Here is a 19,775-nt window from a genome sequence, read left to right on the forward strand (position 1 = left end):
GGGTGCCTCCTTCATTAATCCGGAATCCGGGCTTGGAAGACAAACTTACCGGCGCCGGACATATCAATCTTCTTCGCTGCATACGACAGCTTCTTACCGTTGCCAATTGCGGTTAAGTGCAGGGTGGCAATCTTTTTGTGACTATCCATCGATACCCAGTTTGGTAGCGGATAATTCTTGGCCACGTAGTTCATGACGAAACTAACCGGGACGGGCAACGACCCCACCGACAGCTTTTCCGCCTTTAACTGCACGTCTCCCGAGGATAACACGGTTGGCTTCAGGAGTAAAACAAAATTCACGTTGGCTCCCAAAACCTTGGTTGATCCCGTCAAAATGGCGTGGTCGGTGACCTGGAAGCTGTACTTGACGGACTGGCCCTTTAAGGACTTATTGACGTAGTAGTCGGCCAACGCATTGACCTGTTTCTTGTTCAAAGTGACATTGATGTTGGTGGTCGCCGTGGCAGGCGTTGCCGTGGAATCAATCTTGGTCGTCCCCGTTGCCTTGACGCCCAGGGTGATTAAACCAATCACCAGTAGCGCAACGAGGGCTAGAAACCCCCACTTCCACCAATTTTGCGTTTTATCTTTAGGCGCTGAATGACGTTGCATTATAGATGACTTCCTCCTTACTTTTCAATTTTTACGCTGCTCATCGCAACAGCCATTGTTGATGGGCTTGCATCTCCTTGAAGGCGTAACGGGTCATTAATCGATAGCCCTTGGCGTTGGGATGGAAATGGTCGGCCGGTGACAGATAATTATTCAGCTCATCGCTCGCATCACTAGCCAGAATGGTCGCCTGAAAGGTCTGCGTTGAAATCTTTCCGTTATTAATGTCTTGAGAACTGCGCTTGAGTTTCGCTTGTTGTGTTGCCGACTTAAATTGCCCAACTGAAAGCGCCCGGTTAATGTCGATCCAGTGCAGGTTGTGATACCGGCTCGCCGTCTTCTTCGTCGCCACGTTCCAGTCGTCAACCGCGTTAGTCACCTGATCGATGTTGGCGAAATAGACATAGACGGGATTGTAAATAGAATAGAGAAAGATGGGTGCCTTAGGATTATATTGACGCACGGTATTGAATAGTTGACGTAATTTTTGCTGATAGGTGGTTTCGGCGCTATCCAGCTGGGTGTTCAGTCGAGACTGCTGGTTAATCGTGACGTTCTTGGTCAACGTTTGCAGCAGGTCATTGCCTCCCACCGTCATCACAATGGCCTGCGCCTGTTTGACCTGTTGCTGCATAGCGGGACTATTGACCAACCGCTTCTCAATCTGATCACTTCGGTCACCAGACTTGCCGTAATTGTGCATGACAACCTTGACCTTATCGCGGTGATGAATCATGGTCTTCAGTCGGCCAGTATAACCGCCCTTCTTCTGTTGATCCCCCACGCCTTGGGTGAGTGAATCTCCCAGGGCCACGACACGCACAACCTTACGCCGGTTGACGGCGGGATGCGGCCCACTCAGGGTCGTGCGTGCCCCGGGATGCCAGTAGGTCAATGCCGCCAGCAAGACCAGAACCACGAGGAGCACCACCCCCGTAATTTTGCTGAACCCTTTTACGTTTTTCATAAAAATCCCCCCTCGGGATAAAGAAAAAGCGGTGGCGAGCCACCCCTTTCCCAGTGAATTATTTATTTGGTCGGATCGGTGTAGTACATGAGTGCGAAGGCCCCAGGACCCCCGTGGGTGGCAATGATGGGCACCGTTTCGCGAACTAAGACATCTTTATCCGGTAAGATCTCATGTAGGTGACTTTGAATCTTGTCAACGGATTCGAAGGCCTCCACGTGAGAGATCCCAATTGCTTTAATATTAGGTGTTTGCTTAATCTGTTCATAAACTTTGTCAAAGTACCGGTCGATGGTCTTCATACCCCGACCCTTGGCTCTAATCTTCAGTTCACCACCAGTAACCTGCAGGACAATCTTGATGTTCAGTAGCGACGTCAACATGCCGGCTGCTCGGCTCAGACGGCCCCCTTTTAGAATGTTCTCGAGGGTCACGATGCCCATGAACAACTTGGTGTGGTCCCGAACGGCTACCGCCCGATCCAGGATTGCCTGCTTGTCGCCACCTTCAGCTGCCAGTTTGGCCGCTTCAACCACTTGAAAGGCCAGCGCCTGATCGGTGTATTGACTATCAACCACCGTGACATCCGTCTTCGATAACTTTGCCGCTTGTTCCGCCGTGTGGACTGTACCACTGATTGCGGCCAACATGTTGAAACAAATGACGCTACTGCCGTCTTCGCCAAGCTTATCAAATGTTTCCACAAATTTACCCAACGGGGGCTGACTCGTCTTCGGTAGGACCTTCGAGGCCTTCATTTTTTCAATGAACTCTTTATTGGTGATGGATTCCCGTTCAACGTAAATGGTGTCATCGATCATGACCGTCAACGGGATAATGGTAATATTGTAATCCTGGATTTGCTGGTCGGTTAAACCGGCAGAAGAATCCGTAACAATTTTAATTTTAGCCATGGGTATCCCACTCTTTCTGACCAGAGATTTTGGTTTATGCTACAATATGCGTAATGAAACATACGGTAATAGTATAGCAGAATTGTTGAACTTTTTCAGTAATTCTGCGAACTCACCGCGGCGATTATCGGAATTTATCGCTAATCAGCCCTAAAGGAGGAATTTGTTTGGTAAAAGAACGGAGTCGCACCTACCAGATTGTTAATGAGGTCCTGAATGCCGTGACCCATGGGATTGGAGCCGCACTGAGTATTGCGGGATTGGTCATCTTGATTTTGCAGGCCCATGGTAAGGGTGGTAGCTTACGGATGACTACGTTCCTGGTCTACGGCATTATTTTGGTGCTCTTCTACCTAGCGTCCACGCTCTTCCACGGCTTGTACTTTACCCGTGCCAGCCACGTCTTTCAAATATTTGATCACTGCGCCATTTATTTATTAATTGCGGGGACCTACACGCCATTTAGTTTGTTAGTGGTCGGGGGTAAACTTGGATGGTGGATGTTTGGCATTATCTGGGCAATGGCGGTGGCAGGCATTATTTACAAAGCCATCTGGTTGGGAAAACTTCAGACCTTGTCGACCGTGATCTACGTCATCATGGGGTGGATGTGTCTCATGGGGATTGGCCCGTTGTACCGCGGCTTAGGTCCAATTGGGTTTACGTTGCTGTTCTTCGGGGGTGTGGCTTTTACCCTGGGTGCCGTTATTTACAGTTTCAAAGGGGTACCCTTCGGCCACGTTATCTGGCACCTCTTCGTCATGCTGGGGACGGCGCTGATGTACTTCTCGATTCTGTTTTACGCTTAACTGTTTGGAATAGCCGTTGCTGGTCATCTACTTGGTGTGGGTGGCCAGCAACGGCTATTTTGTGGCTTGTAGGTCGTTTGGCAAATCGCCGGAGATCAGGACAATTCGTTCGTTAAAAACAAAGACGTTACGCAATCATGATAGGATTAGGTAACGTCTAAAGCGCGCTATTTGGCAAAATTACTGATCCAGAATTTCGTGAGATCCCGTTGCGACCAGCAATAAGATTAATTCATCGGGGTTCAAGCGATAAATCACAATCCAATTATCGAGATTCTGACTATGGCCGCCACCATATCTTGCGGGATGAAATTCACGATAGCCTTTCCACTTCCCTTTTAAGGCATGATCTTTAATTCGAGTTAACTTTGGGGAATCTTTCTCAACGATTGCCCTTAGACATGGCTTTAACACAGAAATTGGAAAGTGCTTCCTAGCTAATCGTTTTAATTGGCGTTCAAACAATGACGTCCGTTTAATTTTCATCTAGTTTGTCGATCCAATCTTCAAAATCCGATAGCGAACCAATAGTCTCCACTTGGCCAGCCTCGGCTTCTTTTTTGGCAGCCAATGCTTCTGGAGAATCTAAAAAGCTTACAAGACGGACTTCATTATTAGCTGCTTTGATCAACGACAACCGAATATATTCGGAGATTGTCAAGCCTTGCTTAGCCAAGTTATCCTTGGCACGCTTGCTTATGTCTGCAGTCACACGTGTTGAAACGGTTTTATTTTTAATAACACTGACATCCATAGCACTCACCTCTTCATTTTTTGTTTACCATCGTATGACACTATTATAACTTTTTGTTTCTTTTTTGACAAATGAAGTGATTTTCAAGACTGGTCTCATACCACTATCACCGATCCCAGCTAACCTGCCGTCACCAAAATAAGCTGGCTATCCCCAATATTTAGAGATGGCCAGCTTATTTCCCGACGTCGTTAACGCCGCTGATACTGTTCAAAATGATAATCGTAGGGATTCTGATCGTTCCGAATTCCCGGTTGGGTCGCGATTAATTGGAACTTATCGTAATCGATGACGGGCATCCAGGTATCGCCGGTAAAATTAGCGTCAATCACCGTGCGGTACAGAAAGTCCACGTCGTCCAGTAAGCCCACAAAGAGCTGCGCCCCACCGACCACGAAAAGCTTCTCATCGTGATGGGCGGCGGCATACTGCCGCACGGCGTCCAAACTGTTGAGCACAATAACGTCCTCCGGAAAGTCACTGGCCGGTCGATGGGTCACCACGATGTTTTGCCGATTCGGCAGGGGGCGCTTAAACGACCGGTACGTTCGGGCCCCCGCAATCACCGTGTTGCCGGTGGTCATCGTCTTAAAGAAATGCATATCTGCTGGCAGATGCCAGGGCAACTGGCCGTTTTCGCCAATCACACCATTGTGCCCTTCCGCCCAAAGAAAAATCAGCATGAAAATCCCTCCAATTTCAGTTAAACCGCAACGGGTGCTTTGATGGCCGGTGCGGGATCGTACCCCGTGACCTTAATGTCGGCCATATCATAGTCAAAGATGCTGGATTTGTCCGGATTCAACCATAGTTTGGGGGCGTCTCGGGGCGTCCGCGCCAACTGGGTCTTCACCTGCTCGATATGATTGCTGTAGATGTGAGCATCACCTAGGGTGTGAACAAAGTCGCCTACTTCTAAGCCCACTTCCTTGGCGATTAGTGACGTCAACAGGGCGTAACTGGCGATGTTAAACGGGACGCCAAGGAAGATGTCGCCACTTCGCTGGTAGAGCTGACAGCTCAATTTACCGTCGTTAACGTAGAACTGGAAGAGCGTATGGCACGGCGGTAGCGCCATAGCCGGTACGTCGGCTGGATTCCATGCGGACACGATCATTCGACGGGAGTCGGGATGGGTCCGCAATGTGTCGATCACGTTAGCAATCTGATCAATCGTTTCGCCGTTCTTCCCCTGCCAAGCACGCCACTGGCTACCGTAGACCAGACCCAAGTCACCATAATGGTCGCCAAAGGCCTGATCGTTAAGAATTCGATCGTCAAAGGCCTTTTTTTCAGCCCGATACTGCTGATTGAAGTCGGCATCTACCAGGGAACGGCGGCCAAAGTCAGTCATATCCGGGCCATGATAGTCCGGACTCTCGATAAACCGTTGAAAGGCCCACTCGTCCCAAATGTGGTTGTGGTGCTGGAGCAAAAAACGAATATTCGTATCACCGCGTAAGAACCATAACAATTCCGACTTAATTAACCCAAAGGGAACCTTCTTGGTGGTTAACAGTGGGAATCCCGCTTGAAGGTTGAACCGCATTTGGTAGCCAAATAAGCTCAACGTCCCTGTCCCGGTTCGATCGGATTTTTGATGCCCTTCCGTTAAAACCTTTCGGGCCAAATCCAGGTATGCATCTTCTAACATTCAGGTCGTCTCCTATTCAGCATATTCGCTGAGATATTCCCAGCGCGTCATTTTTTCATCAAGTTGCTTGTCTAAATCATCCAACTGTGCCTGCAAGTCTGCCAGCTTGTCGTAGTTATCGCCGTTGGCATTCATCGCGTCCTGAACCTGTGATTTCTGGTCCTCTAGACCATCGATGACTCCTTCGATCCCTTCCCATTCCTTTTGTTCGGCATAGGTCAACTTGACCTTTTGCTTGGGTTTGGCGGGTTCGCTTGCGGCCGGTTTGGCTGGCTTTTCCTTGGCGGGCTTGGCCTTACTCTGTTTCTGGGCGGCGGCCAGGTAGGCACTGAAACGACCGGAATACCGTTCAATCTGACCGTTGCCATTAAAGATTAACAGGCGATCCGCGACCTTATCCAGGAAGTATCGGTCATGGGAAACGGTGATGACGGTGCCGGCAAACTGGGAAATATAATCTTCCAACACGGTTAACGTGCTGATATCCAAGTCATTGGTTGGTTCATCTAGGAGTAAGACGTTGGGCTGTTCCATCAGAAGCTTCAACAGATAGAGGCGCCGTTTTTCACCACCGGAAAGCTTACGGATCAGCGTTCCATGCATGAAGCGTGGAAATAAGAATTGTTCCAACAACTCGGTAACGCTGACGGAGTTTCCGGCCTTGTCGGTAACGTTTTGGCCAACCTCAGACAGGTAGTTAATCATCCGTTTATCATCGGGAATGGGTTCGATCTGTTGGGTATAGTAGGCCATCTTCACGGTTTCCCCGATGGTCACGATACCGGAATCTAGCGGTATCCGTTGGGCAATGACGTTGAGCAGACTGGATTTCCCTGCGCCATTTTCACCACTAATACCGATCCGTTCGCCACCCTGAATCAGGTCGCTGAAGTCTTTGAGAATGGTGTGGCCGCCCAGTGACAGGTTGGCATCCTTTAACTCGATGACCTTCTTACCCAGACGCTGTTGCCCCAACGAAATGGATACGTTGCTTTGAACCTGTCGCGTGCCAACGTTGCTGGCCAAGTCGTTGAAGCGGTTAATTCGGGCCTGTTGCTTGGTAGAACGGGCCTTGGCACCGGCCTTCATCCAGGCGAGCTCCTTTTTGTAGAGCTGTTGTTGCTTCTGATCAGCGTCTGCCTCTTGACTGACGCGCTCGGCCTTTTCCTGAACGTAAGCCTGGTAGTTTCCGGAATATTGGTAGAGTTTCCCAAAGTCCAGCTCCCAGATCTGGTTGGCGACTTGATCCAAGAAGTACCGATCATGGGTTACAACGAGGAGGGCGCCCTTGTAAGCAGCCAAATATTGCTGCAGCCAAGCGATGGAATCGAAGTCCAAGTGGTTGGTTGGTTCGTCCAATAGGAGTAAATCAGGCGATTCGATCAGCACTTGTGCCAAGCCAACCCGCTTGATTTGTCCCCCGGACATCGTCTTAATCGACTGAGAGAGATCCGTAATCTTCAGCTGCGTCAAAATCGTCTTGACATCGCTCTCGGCCGTCCAAGCTTCCTCTTCGTTCATCTGGGCCTCAGCGTCCAAGTAACGCTGTTGGGCCTTGGCATCTTCCGGATGCTCGCCGTAAGTGGCCAGGGCCGCTTCATACCGCCGAATGGTGGCAAAAACCGGCTGATCACCAGAGAAGACGGCGTCCATCACGGTGAGGTTCTCGTCCAGATCTGGTTTTTGCGTCAGATAGCCAATGGTATAGTCCTTCGGGGTTGTCAATTCACCCGACTGTTCGGTACTAACACCGGCCAACGTATCCAGTAAGGACGTCTTCCCACTCCCATTGACCCCAATCAAGCCGATTCGGTCGTGTTCGTTAATAATAAAGTTTAAGTTATCAAATAGTGTTTTTTCACCATAGGTTCGGTGTAAATTTTCTGCACGTAAAGTTTGCATAGTCTCTTCACTCTCTTAATTAAAATTCTTAAGCCGTTGCACGCGCTACCAGGGCCGCCCGATCATTGGCAACGGCGCCCGTGACGACTTGATATTCCAGATCGCCCAGGATAGCCCCCAATTGTGGTCCGGGTTGAATGCCAGCTTGCATGAGGTCCTTCCCGGTGACGGCCAATTCTTTCTTGTGTTGAATGGGCAAGGCCGCTAGCCGTTGTGCCAGTGCCGGTTGCCGATCGTTAGCGCCTAAGATGACCGCGACCTCGTTAGCTATTGCGATGAGGTCGTGCCCACATTGGTACAGTTGCCAGGCGTTTAGATCGCCCTGAAGCAGTTGTCCAGCGGTTTTACTAGCCGTTTGAACGGCTGTCGCGGTCTGGTTAGCGGTCTTCCAGTGCTTCATAAATGGTGTCACCTTGGTGGGCTCCAGGCCAAATGCCGTAACCAGTAACGTCCATGCCGCAATCTCCGAAGAAACGCCGTGCGTAAGCCGTTGTGCCAACGTTTGTAAGGCATGCTCGTGAGCCGCGAAGTCGGGACAATACCGCCATAGCCCTGTGGCCAACATATCGGTTAGCCCGCGCTGCGGTGTCTTTCCCGTCAAGAGCTTAAGGAGCTCCACTTGCGTCCGCTCGACGGCAATTTTATCCAGCAATTGTGCGTGGGCGGTAATGGCGGCTAAGGTCTCTGGCACAATTGTAAAGTCGAGCTGACTGGCAAAGCGCACGGCCCGCATCATCCGTAGCGCGTCTTCGTGAAACCGTTCCTGCGCATCACCAACGGCTCGAATCCGGTGACTTTGTAGGTCACTTAATCCCTCAAATAAGTCGATAACTTCACCGTTTTCTCGCATGGCCAGGGCATTGATGGTAAAATCACGGCGCTTTAGATCCTCGGCCAGTGACCGGACGAATGTGACGTGGTCGGGTCGACGAAAATCGGTATAGGTAGATTCCGAGCGAAATGTCGTGGTCTCGTAGCCCGTCCCATGATCGAGAATCATCACGGTACCATGCTCGATTCCGGTGTCCACGGTACGCTTAAACAGGCCCTTAATCTCATTGGGATAAGCACTAGTCGCAATATCAACGTCGTGAATGGGCTTGCCGAGAATGGTATCCCGGACACTGCCACCGACAAAGTACGCTTCGTAGCCAGCCTGTTCAATGGTCTGTAAGACCGGTCGCGCCAGTTCAAATTCTTGTGGTAAATGTTCCAACTTCATTGTGTAGGTCACCTTTCGCCGGCTGTAATAGCCAAATGTCCGCACGATTTTTCATCGTGAACCTTCTATATGCCAGTCTAACAGATTGAACGGCATAATTGAATTCAAAGTAATTGTTGGGTGGGAGTTTCTCGTCTACTGACGCTTGCACTGTGCTATGATGGAAAAGTAAAAAATTCTTGGTTAGGAGGAAACGTCATGTCACAAGTGAAAGACGAATCCATCCGGCTGATTGACCTGTTGATGATTGGGATTGGTTGTGCGACCATGGCTTTTAGTCTGGTCTTCTTTAACATCGCCAATAATTTGGCGGACGGCGGAATTTCGGGGATTACCCTGATTATTCGGGCCCTTTTTCATCTCGATCCGGCCTATTCAACCATTTTGATCAACGCTCCCCTGCTCTTAATTGGGTATCGTTTCTTGGGTCGGCAATCACTGATCTATACGATTTATGGCACGTTCATGCTGGCCCTCTTCCTGTGGATCTGGCAACGGGTGCCATTTGCGATTGACCTCCATAAAGACTTGCTTCTGGCCTCACTGGCAGCTGGGCTAACTGGGGGCTTGGGCTCCGGTCTACTCTACCGGTATGGTGGTACGACCGGTGGGACCGACATCGTGGCCCGCATTATGGAGCGGTTCTACGGCATACCCATGGGGCAAACCCTGTTGTGGCTAGATGTCGTCATCCTGTTGATTTCATTGGTCTACATTGATATTCCGCACATGGCGTACACCCTGATCTATTCCTACGTGTTTGCCCGGCTAGTGAACTTTACGCAGGAAGGTGCTTACGCCGCTCGAGGGACCATCGTCGTCTCAGATCACTATCAGGAGATTACCGATAGCATCATGGACGAACTGCAACGTGGGGTGAGTCTGATCAATGGCGAAGGTGGCTTCTCCCACCGGCCGCGGCAAATGATTTACGTGGTGGTGGCGCCGAGTGAGTTACACCGTCTCCGCCAGATTATCTCGCGACATGATCCTAAAGCCTTCGTTTCGGTGATTAATGTGAACGAGGCACTGGGTGAAGGTTTTTCGTTTGCGCGCCCAAAGAAGAGTTTTTTGAGCAAGTTCAAGCCCTAGTGATGGGTTGGCAACCGCGGTTTTTGCGGTTGCTTTTTTGGTGAGTTATAAGTTAAAGTAATTTTTGTGTGTTTGCGTCATTAAAAAAGAATGATTCACATGAACCATTCTTTCCTCATTCTTAGATTCTAGTCGTCTTGATACCCTTCCAGCATGAGCGCCATTTCCTCATCGTCCGGAACGACCTTCAAGTACGCCGTCAATAGCTTCACTACTTGGTCAGTCGCGCCTTCTTCTCGATAAAAGTAGATGGCTGGTTTCAAGAAGTCTGGCTGATCCGTAAAGAACGGTACCGCGGCATCGTAGTACTTCCGTGCGGCCGCGAAATCCTCTTGGTGTTCGGCCGTTACGGCGAGGTTCCAATACAATTGAGGATCGGCGGCCTCCGCCTTCACGTATGGCTTGGCCAGCGCCGCATTCTCGTCCCATCGTTCCTGTTTGACGTAGAGATTACTCAACTGAATCACCGCGGCGAGATCATCGCTATCGAGTGCATGCCCCTTCTTCAGGTACTTCTCGGCCAACGCTTCATCGTCGAGCTTAGTGGCCACGTGGGCGGCCTGAAGCCAGAGTTTTTCGTTATACTGGTCCACACCCAGACCTTCTTGCAGCGCCGTCAGGGCCTCGGGTAAGCGATTCTCTTGCTCCAACGCCTGTCCCAGGTACGGGTACAGCGAAGTATAGTGAGCGTCGCTATCCTTCAACTCATTGAAAAGTTTGATGGCCTCGGGACGTTCCTTGAGCTGGAGGTAGGTAAACGCCGTTTCAAACTTCACGTCGGGCGTCATATCACCCGTGTGAATCTGTTTCAGGTAACCAATCGCCTGTTCGAAACGTCCAGCATTCGCGTAAGCTACCCCGAGTCGTTCCACCAGATTAACCTTGGAGAGTTCCGTTGTTCCGGCCGTAATGAGGTCTAAATACAGCGGAATAGCCTTTCTGAACTCACGCATGGTGAAGTAGAGCTCCGCCAAGGCAAACGTGATCACGGGCTCGTCAGGGGCCAATTTCTTTGCCGTCAGTAGTTTCTGTTCGCTGACCTCGAAGAGCTCCTGCGTCTGGTACAGATCCGCCGCCACCATCAAAGCCTCAACGTAGGCTGGGGAATCCGGACTGACCTGGTTCAGGTAGTCCAGCGCCTCGTCGTTCTTATCTTCATCAATCGCGATGTCCGCCAGATTCGTTCGTAATTCGTCTTCGTCCGGGTACTTCTTCAACAATTTCTCATAGATTCGCCGCGACTGGTTCAGAAACCCTAGCGAATAGAGTTCCTCGCCCAGGCTAAACAGGGTGTCATCATCGTCGTGCCGCAACGCCAGGGCATACTGCTTCTTAAAGTCCGCCAGTTGCCCCTTTTCTAATTCATCGAGTGCTGTTTGTGCGTAGCTCATAACCCGCCTCCATCTCAATCTACGATTCTTTTTATGACCCGTTCACCAGCCAATTTTATCCAATTGGTGCGGGGAATTATTCCAGTAAAAAACAACAGCTTTCATTATACGCAATCCGGTCAAACATGGAAACAATCAACACTTGGCTATCCCAATTTTTGCCGAATAAAAAACCAGTCCGACAATCGCCGTCCTGGCCCTTTACTCGTTAAATAATTAAGTATAATTACTTAACAGCATCCTTTAAAGCTTTACCTGGCTTGAATGCAGGTACCTTGCTTGCTGGGATTTGGATTTCTTGTCCAGTTTGTGGGTTACGGCCCTTACGAGCTGCACGTTCACGTACTTCAAAGTTACCAAAGCCGATCAATTGAACCTTTTCGCCTTTTGCTAACGTTGCTTGGACAGAATCGAATACTGCATCAACTGCAGCAGTTGCGTCCTTTTTAGTTAAACCAGTTGCAGTTGCAACGTCGCTAACCAATTGTGCTTTGTTTGCCATGTTTGAATTCACCTCCTGCAATGAAGATTAGATGAATGCCATCTAGTAATCATTTTTGAGTGGTCCAAAAATGATGAAACAAATACGGTCAACCGCATCATTTCTTAATCAAAGATAGCACAGGAAGCCTTATATGACAAGGGATAACGCCATTTTTTAGCAATTATCCATGATTTTTACGTTTTTTAGCCGAAAATCGGCCGAAATCAGCCTTAGAGTAGGACTAACGCCACTTTTCCTACTTCCGCGCCCGCTCGATCAGGTGGATCGGCGTGCCCTCAAAATCAAAGTGTTCCCGGATCTGATTTTCCAAGAACCGTTCGTAGGAGAAGTGCATCATCTTCGGGTCATTAACAAAGACCACGAAGGTTGGTGGGGCCACGGCGACCTGGGTCGCATAGTAAACCCGTAGACGCTTTCCGTTGTCGGATGGCGTTGGATTGAGCGCAATGGCGTCCATCACCACATCATTTAGCGTGGCAGACTGTACCCGCTTATTGTGGTTCTCGGAGACCCGCTTAATCATCGCTGGCAACTGTTCAAGTCGTTGTCCCGTCTTAGCCGAAACGAAAATAATCGGTGCATAACTCAAGTATTGGAACTCCAAACGAATCAAATTCTGGAAGTCCGTCAGCGTGTGGTTGTCCTTCTTTAAGGTGTCCCACTTGTTGACCAGGATGATGATCCCCCGACCAGCCTCATGGGCGTAGCCAGCGACCCGCTTATCCTGCTCGCGAATGCCTTCCTCGGCGTTCATCACCATTAGCACCACATCGGAGTTATCGATGGCGCGCATGGCCCGCATGACACTGTATTTTTCAGTATTCTCGTAAACCTTACCACGCTTCCGAATCCCGGCGGTGTCGACCATGGTGAACTTGGTGTCATCGGCCGTAAACTTGGTATCAATGGCGTCTCGCGTGGTCCCGGCAACGTCGGAAACAATCACGCGATCTTCACCAAGAATGGCATTAACCAACGACGACTTGCCCACGTTGGGCCGACCAATCAGACTAAAGCGAATGGAATCATCCTTGGGCGCACCCGTATCGTCTGGAAATTCCTTGACGACGGCGTCCAACAAGTCCCCCAAGCCCAAGCCGTGAGCCCCAGAAACGGGATACGGATCACCCAGGCCGAGTGAATAAAAGTCATAAATGGATTCCCGAACTTCGGGATTATCCGCCTTATTAACGGCCAGCAAGACCGGCTTATTGGCCCGATACAAAATTTTAGCGACGTTTTCATCAGCATCCGTCACCCCTTCAGGAGCACTGGTGATAAAGACGATGACGTCAGCTTCTTCAATGGCAATTTCTGCCTGTTGGGTAATTTGCGTAATGAACGGTTCATCACTGAGGTCGATTCCCCCAGTATCAATCATCCGAAATTCGGTTCCTAGCCATTCGGCCCGCGTATAGATGCGATCACGCGTAACCCCCGGCGTATCTTCAACGATTGAGATCCGTTCACCGGCGATCCGGTTGAAGAGGGTCGATTTCCCCACGTTTGGGCGACCCACGATAGCGACTACTGGATAAGCCACGACAAATCCCTCCTTTTTCTTTCAAATCAAGTTTAATGGTACGTTCTTTTGGATTGCCGCCCGACCGAATAGCCGGGGGGCAACCAACAAGTATCTTAGTCTACACGACAATGATGGGTCTGTCAAAGACCGCCACCATCGCGCTGAACTGTATTGCATGATAGCAGGTTGACAACAAAAGGGTCTGGTGCGAAACCAACAAAGTTCCGCGCCAAACCCTTCTTCAACCAAACAAATTACTTGTTTTCGTTGTCTTCCATGTCCTTCTTCAAGCTGTCACCAATCAGATCGCCCAAAGAGAAACCGGTGCTTTCTTCTGGGGCGTTAGCCGTTGAAGTTTCAGCAGAGTTCCGGTTGTTACGACGACGGTTGTTGTTCCCACCGTTGTTGCTCCGGCTCCGGTTATTGTTGTTGCTACGGTTTTCGGAAGCTTCGTCACCAGATTGTGGCTTTTCTTCCAAGGCCTTGATGGATAAAGCCAAACGGTGATCGTTTGGACGAACATCTAAGACCTTAACCTTGATTTCTTGACCAACCTTCAAAACGTCAGCAGGCGTTGCGATGTGTTGGTGAGAAATTTGGGAAATGTGAACCAAGCCTTCAACGCCAGGGAACACTTCAACGAAGGCCCCAAAGCTCGTCAAACGCTTAACAGTTCCGTCTAAGACGCTGCCTTGTGGGGCTTTATCTTCGATACCATCCCAAGGTTCTGGTAAGGTTTGCTTGATAGAAAGGGAAATCCGGTCACGGTCTGGGTCTACTGATAAGACCTTAACCTTAACTTCTTGGCCCACCTTCAAGACATCGCTAGGCTTTTCAACCCGTTCAAAGGCGATTTCTGAAACGTGAACTAACCCATCAACACCACCAAGGTCAACGAAGGCACCAAAGTTGGTCAAACGCGCAACCTTGCCTTCGACAATGTCGCCAGCGGTCAACTTGGCCATGATTTCGGCCTTTTGTGCTGCCCGTTCCTTTTCAACGATTGCACGGTGAGAAAGGATCAGACGGTTTTCGCTAGGTTCGATTTCGACAATCTTGAATTCCAGGGTTTGACCCTTGAATTGAGATAAGTCTTCAACGAAGTGGTCAGATACCATGGATGCAGGAACAAAGCCCCGTACACCGGCATCAACAACTAACCCACCCTTAACCACTTGGGTAACGGGTGCAGTCAACGTGTGACCTGCTTCGAATTCCTTTTGGATGTCGTCCCAAACCTTACGGGCTTCCAAACGACGTTGTGACAGTAAGTAACTGCCGCCTTCCTTGTCAGTACCAATACGAGAAATTACGACGAGGTCTAAAACGTCCCCGACTTTAATTACAGAATTAATATCATCAACTGGCTTCGTGGAAAGTTCCTTCTTTGGAACAACCCCTTCAATCCCAGTGTCAGCAATACCGACGATTGCTTGTTGGTCGTCATCAATCGTTAAGACTTCACCCTTAACGACGTCACCGACTTTAACGTTATCGATGCTATTTAAAGCATCCAATAGTTCGTTATTTTCATTGTTTTGACTCGTGCCATTTTCACTCATGCGAATTTTTCCTCCTTGCGACAACTCTAAATACCATTTTAGCTGATTATGCTGTTAAAAGCTAGTAAAATGCCCATTTCTATAGGGATTCTTTTTCTTGGATAATTTCAGCGATCCGATCCGCCACTTCTTGGATGGACATTGACGTCGTATCCAGTCGAATGGCGTCCGCCGCCTGGGTTAATGGCGAGATCTTCCGGGTGGAGTCTTTTCTATCCCGTTCCTCAATCTCATGCTTCAACGTCGCTAACGGCGTGTCGATGCCCTTGGCAGCATTGTCCTTTAACCGTCGTTGTGCGCGTTCATCCACACTGGCGACCAAGAAAATCTTGACTTCCGCGTGTGGTAAGACCGTGGAGCCAATGTCGCGGCCATCCATAACGATGCCCCCAGCTTCAGCGATTTGTCGTTGCCGTTCCGTCAATTCTGCCCGTACGGCAGACTGTGCGGAAATCTGTGATACGGCATTGGTCACGTCGGGTTGTCGAATCGCCAATGTGACTTCCGTATCGTCCACGAACACCTTTTGAACGGGGGTTCCCGGTTCAAAACGAATCGTGATCTGATCCAATAATTGCTTGACCGCTGACTCATCGTCCAGCGCAACGCCCGCTTGCAACACCTTCCAGGTGATGGCGCGGTACATTGCTCCCGTGTCACAATATATGTAGTGAAATTGTTGGGCCACGATTTTAGCGACCGTACTCTTACCGGCTGAAGCTGGGCCGTCGATCGCGACCTGCAAACCTTGTTTTTCCATGCAAACCAAACTCCCTATTCATGAATTAAACGCTACTTAACCCGTAACTTTTGACCAGGATGTAGTGAAGCTCCTGAAGAAAGTCCGTTGAGTTGTAATAATTTATCCACCGAAATCCCGGCGTTCGTCGCCACACGGTAGACCCCTTGCCCAGATTCGACCGTGGCATACTTCTCACCGGCCGTGGAACTTGAGCTCGTTGACGTGCTTGTAGACGCAGAGCTACTGCTTTGGGTGGTAACCGAAGAACTGCTAGTCGTTTTTGCCGAACTAGCAGTCGTGGTCGAAGTTGTCGATTTTTTAGAACTTGCTGAAGAAGTCGCCTTCTTCGATGATGCCTTGGATGATTTCGTCGTGCTCTTGGCCTTTTTAGAAGACGAGCTGGACGAACTAGCCGCGACCTTCTCTGTATTTTGTGGCCGGTTGACCGCGCTTTGCCGGGCCAGGCCGTAGACCAACGAGGCTGCCGCAATCACAATGATGATTGCCACCAAAACAACAGTGACCATGGTATTGCTATGATTTTGTCGCCGCATTTTCGTTCGTGACAGGTTTCCCTGATCGTCGCGATCATCGGCAAACGAGGAGTCCCATGGATGGGATTCCTGCTCCTTCGACGTTTGATCGTCACGCTTTTGACTCATCATCTAACCTCCCTGAAAAACTTTCAACCGTAATTGTACCATACCAGCCCGGCTAATTCTCTAAATTCTTCTTAAAATAACTGCCGTAATCGGGCGACCCAGTCTTCAGCCACATCAGTCGGTGCCTTCTGCGGCGTTGCACGTAAGCCCAGCCGCATCAAATCAAGGGGCATCCCCGCGGGTGAACAACACTGCTCATCGTGAGGCCGACTCTGCTCATCGAACGCCTGTAGCCAGTTGTGGCGCAAACAGTGGGGCTCTCGGACGTAGGCCAGCATCTGAGCCAGTGCCCGATTGCGTTCCCGCTCGCGCCGACTAAACAACTGAATCACGGCCGCTTCACTAATCCCGTGTCGCCGGTAGAACCCCAACAACGCAATCGCTGCATCGTCTTCGTTAAAGGCTTGGGGCCGCGCATAGTAGCGGTGGATAGTATCGGCTTCGGGGCGATTGAGCTGACCGAGCATTAGGGGAAGTTGCTCATCCCCACTGACGTACAACAGGATGGCCACGCTGGGTAACCCGTCTCTGCCTGCCCGGCCAATCTCCTGCGCGTAACTTTCGAAGTCCGCTGGTAAATGATAGTGAATGACGTAGCGCACGTCATTCTTATCGATGCCCATGCCAAACGCACTGGTCGCACAGATGACATCCAACTGGCTTGCCATGAACTGCTGTTGAATCTTGAAGCGGTCCTCGCTACTCAGCCCGGCGTGGTATGCCGCTACTCGACGCCCCGTTTGCTGCTGCAGCCGCAATGCCGTATCACTGGCCTGCTGCTTACTGGAAAAGTAAATGACGCCCGGCCCTTGGAGTTGATCGACTAACGCTGTCAACCGCTCCTGTTTGGCCGGCTCCGTATCGAGCTGCTCAACATCCAGATAGATATTCGGCCGATCGACGGATTCAGCGACAATTGTCGGTTGACTACGCAATTGTTTCGCGATTTCCTGTCTCGTCGTGGTCCCAGCCGTGGCCGTCAGCATCAGGGTTAACGGGTGATTAAGCTGCGTTCGAATCGCACCGAGCAGTAAGTACTCTGGTCGGAAATCCGGTCCCCATTGCACGATACAGTGCGCCTCATCAATCACCAACAAGCTTAAGGGCAACTGTTTGACCTGCGCTAACATTTGCGGTTGGGCTAACATTTCTGGGGACATAAACAGGAATTGATAGTCACGCAAATGGCGCTGAATCTCCTGTCGCTCCACATAACTGGTCAACGAGTTAATCGCCGCTGCTTGGCGAAACCCCGCCATGTGCATCCGATTCACCTGATCATTCATCAGCGATAGCAAGGGTGAAATAATGAGGACACATCCGGGGTGCCGGTAACCGTAAAGCTGATAAATTAACGTCTTCCCCGCGCCCGTTGGCAACACCGCTAACGTATCCTGCCCAGCCTCCAGTGCGGTCAGGGCAGCCTGCTGTCCCGTCCGAAAGTCGTGGAAACCAAAGACCTTCTCTAGGCTTGTGGTTAAGGGTTCAAGCATCCTGTTCACCTCGTTTATCAGTCCAAATCGCATAAAGCCGAAAATAGAAAAATGCATAGCGGGCCTGCACCGCCTCGGGCAAGGCCGTATACTGCCAGTCATCGATGGGACCCGTTAACGCTGTGGCAAACGTCTGCCGAATCGTCGGCGTTAAAATCTCGTCATAGGGGAAGTCCTTAATTGGCAACAGAATTGCGGCCTCCAAGAGGTGTTCCCGCACGGTACTGGCTTTGATGCCCCGTACTGCCACAATCTGTTCTAAGCTCCGCCCCTGCCCAACCGCGGCCAGCGTCTGTTGGGCACTACGCGACACTGGTGACTGCCACATGGGCTGTAGCAATTTGGTCAACGGCTGAGACTGCTTTTGCGCATCCTGGGCTATCTGCATCACTCCATCTAGCTGCATGAGCAGAATCTCCCATGACGTGCACTGCCTATCCTGCGCCAATTGCGCGGCCGTTTGTCCCGGCTGCTGATACCCGCTAAACAGCCGAGTAACCACCTCGGCTACCGGTTCGGGCAATTGGATCAGGCTGTTTTGAAGTGATGTGAACATTTGTTCGGAAAGGTTAGGCCCTTTTACTTGGTAGAACCAACGGCGAACGGCTTGCCGCGTCTCGAGTGCCGTGGCTAACGGGTAGTATCGCTTGGTCGAATGCGCATACTGACTGACGACCTGGACGGCCAGCAAGATGCGCTCCCGAATTGCCATTAGATTAACCTGTCCCCAGTCCTTGGCCGTCTGCGACCGATAATAGTTGACATTGCGTTGGGCCGTTAATCCAGCCGGCGTTAACTTAATCTGATCAGCGGTTTCACCCGCCACAACGAGTCCCTGCTGTTCGAGGGCCCGCGCCGGCGCATCCAACGCCCCTCTGGGTAACTTCTTCGCCAACCCCATCAGGTATAAGAGTCGATACCGTTGTCCCCAGTAAAGGGTCGACACCGTCTTCTTCTCGCGCAAGAGGTTTTCAATCACCCGGAGTCGCCGAAATTGTTGCCCATCGAGCAAGGCGAGTAAATCCGCCGTTTCCATGGTTCAGTCCCCTCTCGTTTTAGTCTGCACCTAGTTTACCATACGAAAAGGGCTGACAGGATGCCAGCCCTTGATTTCACAAGAATTCGTTATTTCATCAATCATGATAGCGTGTGCTTTCGTAGCCAGGGCGCCATCCGTCGATTAAGGAGGATAAACAAGACACCGAGAACCACCCCTTTAATCAGGTTAAACGGAATCACGCCGAATAAAATCAGCTGATTCACGGGCAAGCCTAGCGACATCCCCCAGACCTTTAAGTACAGCGGCGTAATGATCCCCCAGTTTGCCAGTGACAGGACAATCGTCAGACTCAACGTCCCCACAATTACCGCGACAATCTGGCGTTTGAGTGTCCATTCATGGTGTCGCAAAACGGCACTAATCGGCAAGACCAGGGCTAGGTCGGCAATAAAGGCCGTCAGCACCCCAATGAAGTTGACAATGTCTAACCCCGTGGTCACAAAGTACAGCAGTTCCTTGACCGCGGCGACCATGATGGCCCCCATTGGCCCAAAAACACCGAGTCCCAACAGAACCACCAAATCACTCAAATCGAGCTTCATGTACGGCACAATCGGAATGATGGGCACCGACACAAACATTAAGACGTAGGACACGCCAGCAAACAACGCCATTTCAACCATTGCCCGCACGCTGAGTCCTTTTTGACTATTTTCCATGAAACCAATTCCTCCTTGCGGCCATCCCAGTGACGCGACCCACCAAAAAAAGGCCTCGCCACAGAAGAGCAAGACCTTGGAGTTTACGTCAAAATTAAGCTACGCAAAAAGCAACGTCTCATCTTCTGCATACCAGACTATACTGTCGGTTCCGGAATTGCACCGAATCAACCGCTCACGCGGGTCGCGGACTTTACCGCCGGTCGGGAATTGCACCCTGCCCTGAAGATGAACCATAAATTTTTAGT

General features: G+C 50.5%; 20 protein-coding genes and 1 riboswitch. Of the genes, 2 read left to right on the forward strand and 18 right to left on the reverse strand.

The window, feature by feature from the left end; translation table 11 throughout:
* Window positions 1-14: 14 nt before the first annotated feature.
* The 3 genes from HEQ50_RS00860 to HEQ50_RS00870 form a co-directional block, all read right to left on the reverse strand.
* Window positions 15-614, reverse strand: a complete 600-nt coding sequence (locus HEQ50_RS00860) for a YpmS family protein (protein ID WP_168898579.1) — start codon at window positions 612-614, stop codon at window positions 15-17.
* A gap of 40 nt (window positions 615-654) precedes the next feature.
* A complete protein-coding gene (locus HEQ50_RS00865) occupies window positions 655-1,581 on the reverse strand; it encodes an SGNH/GDSL hydrolase family protein (RefSeq protein WP_168898580.1) in 927 nt (308 codons plus the stop codon).
* Window positions 1,582-1,643: 62 nt separating this feature from the next.
* Window positions 1,644-2,495 (reverse strand): DegV family protein, encoded by an 852-nt coding sequence (locus HEQ50_RS00870; protein ID WP_168898581.1) that lies wholly within the window; start codon window positions 2,493-2,495, stop codon window positions 1,644-1,646.
* Between the two features lie 167 nt (window positions 2,496-2,662).
* On the opposite strand from HEQ50_RS00870, the gene HEQ50_RS00875 reads away from it, so the two are divergent.
* A complete protein-coding gene (locus HEQ50_RS00875; RefSeq protein ID WP_168898582.1) occupies window positions 2,663-3,304 on the forward strand; it encodes a hemolysin III family protein in 642 nt (213 codons plus the stop codon).
* 180 nt (window positions 3,305-3,484) lie between these two features.
* Here HEQ50_RS00875 and HEQ50_RS00880 read toward each other — a convergent pair whose 3' ends face one another.
* The 6 genes from HEQ50_RS00880 to HEQ50_RS00905 all read right to left on the reverse strand — a co-directional run bounded on the left by HEQ50_RS00880 (window position 3,485) and on the right by HEQ50_RS00905 (window position 8,836).
* A complete protein-coding gene (locus HEQ50_RS00880; RefSeq protein ID WP_168898583.1) occupies window positions 3,485-3,790 on the reverse strand; it encodes a type II toxin-antitoxin system YafQ family toxin in 306 nt (101 codons plus the stop codon).
* On the reverse strand, window positions 3,780-4,058 hold the full coding sequence (locus tag HEQ50_RS00885) for a type II toxin-antitoxin system RelB/DinJ family antitoxin (protein WP_168898584.1): 279 nt from the start codon (window positions 4,056-4,058) through the stop codon (window positions 3,780-3,782). The genes HEQ50_RS00880 and HEQ50_RS00885 overlap by 11 nt, the downstream gene beginning before the upstream one ends.
* A 191-nt stretch (window positions 4,059-4,249) precedes the next feature.
* Window positions 4,250-4,741, reverse strand: a complete 492-nt coding sequence (locus HEQ50_RS00890; protein ID WP_168898585.1) for a dihydrofolate reductase — start codon at window positions 4,739-4,741, stop codon at window positions 4,250-4,252.
* A 20-nt stretch (window positions 4,742-4,761) separates the two neighbouring features.
* The gene (locus tag HEQ50_RS00895) at window positions 4,762-5,712 is read right to left on the reverse strand and encodes a thymidylate synthase (RefSeq protein ID WP_168898586.1); all 951 of its coding nucleotides are present in this window, start codon (window positions 5,710-5,712) and stop codon (window positions 4,762-4,764) included.
* Window positions 5,713-5,724: 12 nt separating this feature from the next.
* Window positions 5,725-7,614 (reverse strand): ABC-F family ATP-binding cassette domain-containing protein, encoded by a 1,890-nt coding sequence (locus HEQ50_RS00900; RefSeq protein WP_168898587.1) that lies wholly within the window; start codon window positions 7,612-7,614, stop codon window positions 5,725-5,727.
* 28 nt (window positions 7,615-7,642) lie between these two features.
* Window positions 7,643-8,836 carry a CCA tRNA nucleotidyltransferase gene (locus HEQ50_RS00905; RefSeq protein WP_168898588.1) on the reverse strand — a complete coding sequence of 398 codons (1,194 nt, stop codon included), beginning with the start codon at window positions 8,834-8,836 and terminating at the stop codon, window positions 7,643-7,645.
* A 198-nt stretch (window positions 8,837-9,034) separates the two neighbouring features.
* Here HEQ50_RS00905 and HEQ50_RS00910 point away from each other — a divergent pair, with 198 nt between their 5' ends.
* Window positions 9,035-9,928: a YitT family protein gene (locus HEQ50_RS00910; RefSeq protein WP_168898589.1), complete on the forward strand. Its 894-nt coding sequence runs from the start codon at window positions 9,035-9,037 to the stop codon at window positions 9,926-9,928.
* A 128-nt stretch (window positions 9,929-10,056) separates the two neighbouring features.
* On the opposite strand, the gene HEQ50_RS00915 is transcribed toward HEQ50_RS00910, so the two are convergent.
* The 9 genes from HEQ50_RS00915 to HEQ50_RS00955 form a co-directional block, all read right to left on the reverse strand.
* Window positions 10,057-11,319, reverse strand: coding sequence for a lipopolysaccharide assembly protein LapB (locus HEQ50_RS00915; RefSeq protein ID WP_168898590.1), 1,263 nt, complete (start codon window positions 11,317-11,319; stop codon window positions 10,057-10,059).
* A 226-nt stretch (window positions 11,320-11,545) separates the two neighbouring features.
* Complete coding sequence (locus HEQ50_RS00920) at window positions 11,546-11,821, reverse strand: HU family DNA-binding protein (RefSeq protein WP_011667553.1); 276 nt, start codon at window positions 11,819-11,821, stop codon at window positions 11,546-11,548.
* 238 nt (window positions 11,822-12,059) lie between these two features.
* A complete protein-coding gene (gene der, locus HEQ50_RS00925; protein WP_168898591.1) occupies window positions 12,060-13,367 on the reverse strand; it encodes a ribosome biogenesis GTPase Der in 1,308 nt (435 codons plus the stop codon).
* A gap of 236 nt (window positions 13,368-13,603) precedes the next feature.
* The gene (gene rpsA / locus HEQ50_RS00930) at window positions 13,604-14,911 is read right to left on the reverse strand and encodes a 30S ribosomal protein S1 (RefSeq protein WP_168898592.1); all 1,308 of its coding nucleotides are present in this window, start codon (window positions 14,909-14,911) and stop codon (window positions 13,604-13,606) included.
* A gap of 79 nt (window positions 14,912-14,990) precedes the next feature.
* A complete protein-coding gene (cmk, locus tag HEQ50_RS00935) occupies window positions 14,991-15,671 on the reverse strand; it encodes a (d)CMP kinase (RefSeq protein WP_168898593.1) in 681 nt (226 codons plus the stop codon).
* A 32-nt stretch (window positions 15,672-15,703) separates the two neighbouring features.
* Window positions 15,704-16,315 carry a LysM domain-containing protein gene (locus HEQ50_RS00940; protein WP_168898679.1) on the reverse strand — a complete coding sequence of 204 codons (612 nt, stop codon included), beginning with the start codon at window positions 16,313-16,315 and terminating at the stop codon, window positions 15,704-15,706.
* A gap of 71 nt (window positions 16,316-16,386) precedes the next feature.
* A complete protein-coding gene (locus HEQ50_RS00945; protein WP_168898594.1) occupies window positions 16,387-17,808 on the reverse strand; it encodes an ATP-dependent DNA helicase RecQ in 1,422 nt (473 codons plus the stop codon).
* On the reverse strand, window positions 17,801-18,844 hold the full coding sequence (locus tag HEQ50_RS00950) for a helix-turn-helix domain-containing protein (RefSeq protein ID WP_168898595.1): 1,044 nt from the start codon (window positions 18,842-18,844) through the stop codon (window positions 17,801-17,803). The genes HEQ50_RS00945 and HEQ50_RS00950 overlap by 8 nt, the downstream gene beginning before the upstream one ends.
* 101 nt (window positions 18,845-18,945) lie before the next feature.
* On the reverse strand, window positions 18,946-19,527 hold the full coding sequence (locus tag HEQ50_RS00955) for an ECF transporter S component (protein ID WP_168898596.1): 582 nt from the start codon (window positions 19,525-19,527) through the stop codon (window positions 18,946-18,948).
* Window positions 19,528-19,643: 116 nt separating this feature from the next.
* Window positions 19,644-19,761, reverse strand: a riboswitch (FMN riboswitch).
* Window positions 19,762-19,775: the final 14 nt, after the last annotated feature.

This window comes from Lactobacillus sp. HBUAS51381, from assembly GCF_012641095.1.
Classification (GTDB): domain Bacteria; phylum Bacillota; class Bacilli; order Lactobacillales; family Lactobacillaceae; genus Levilactobacillus.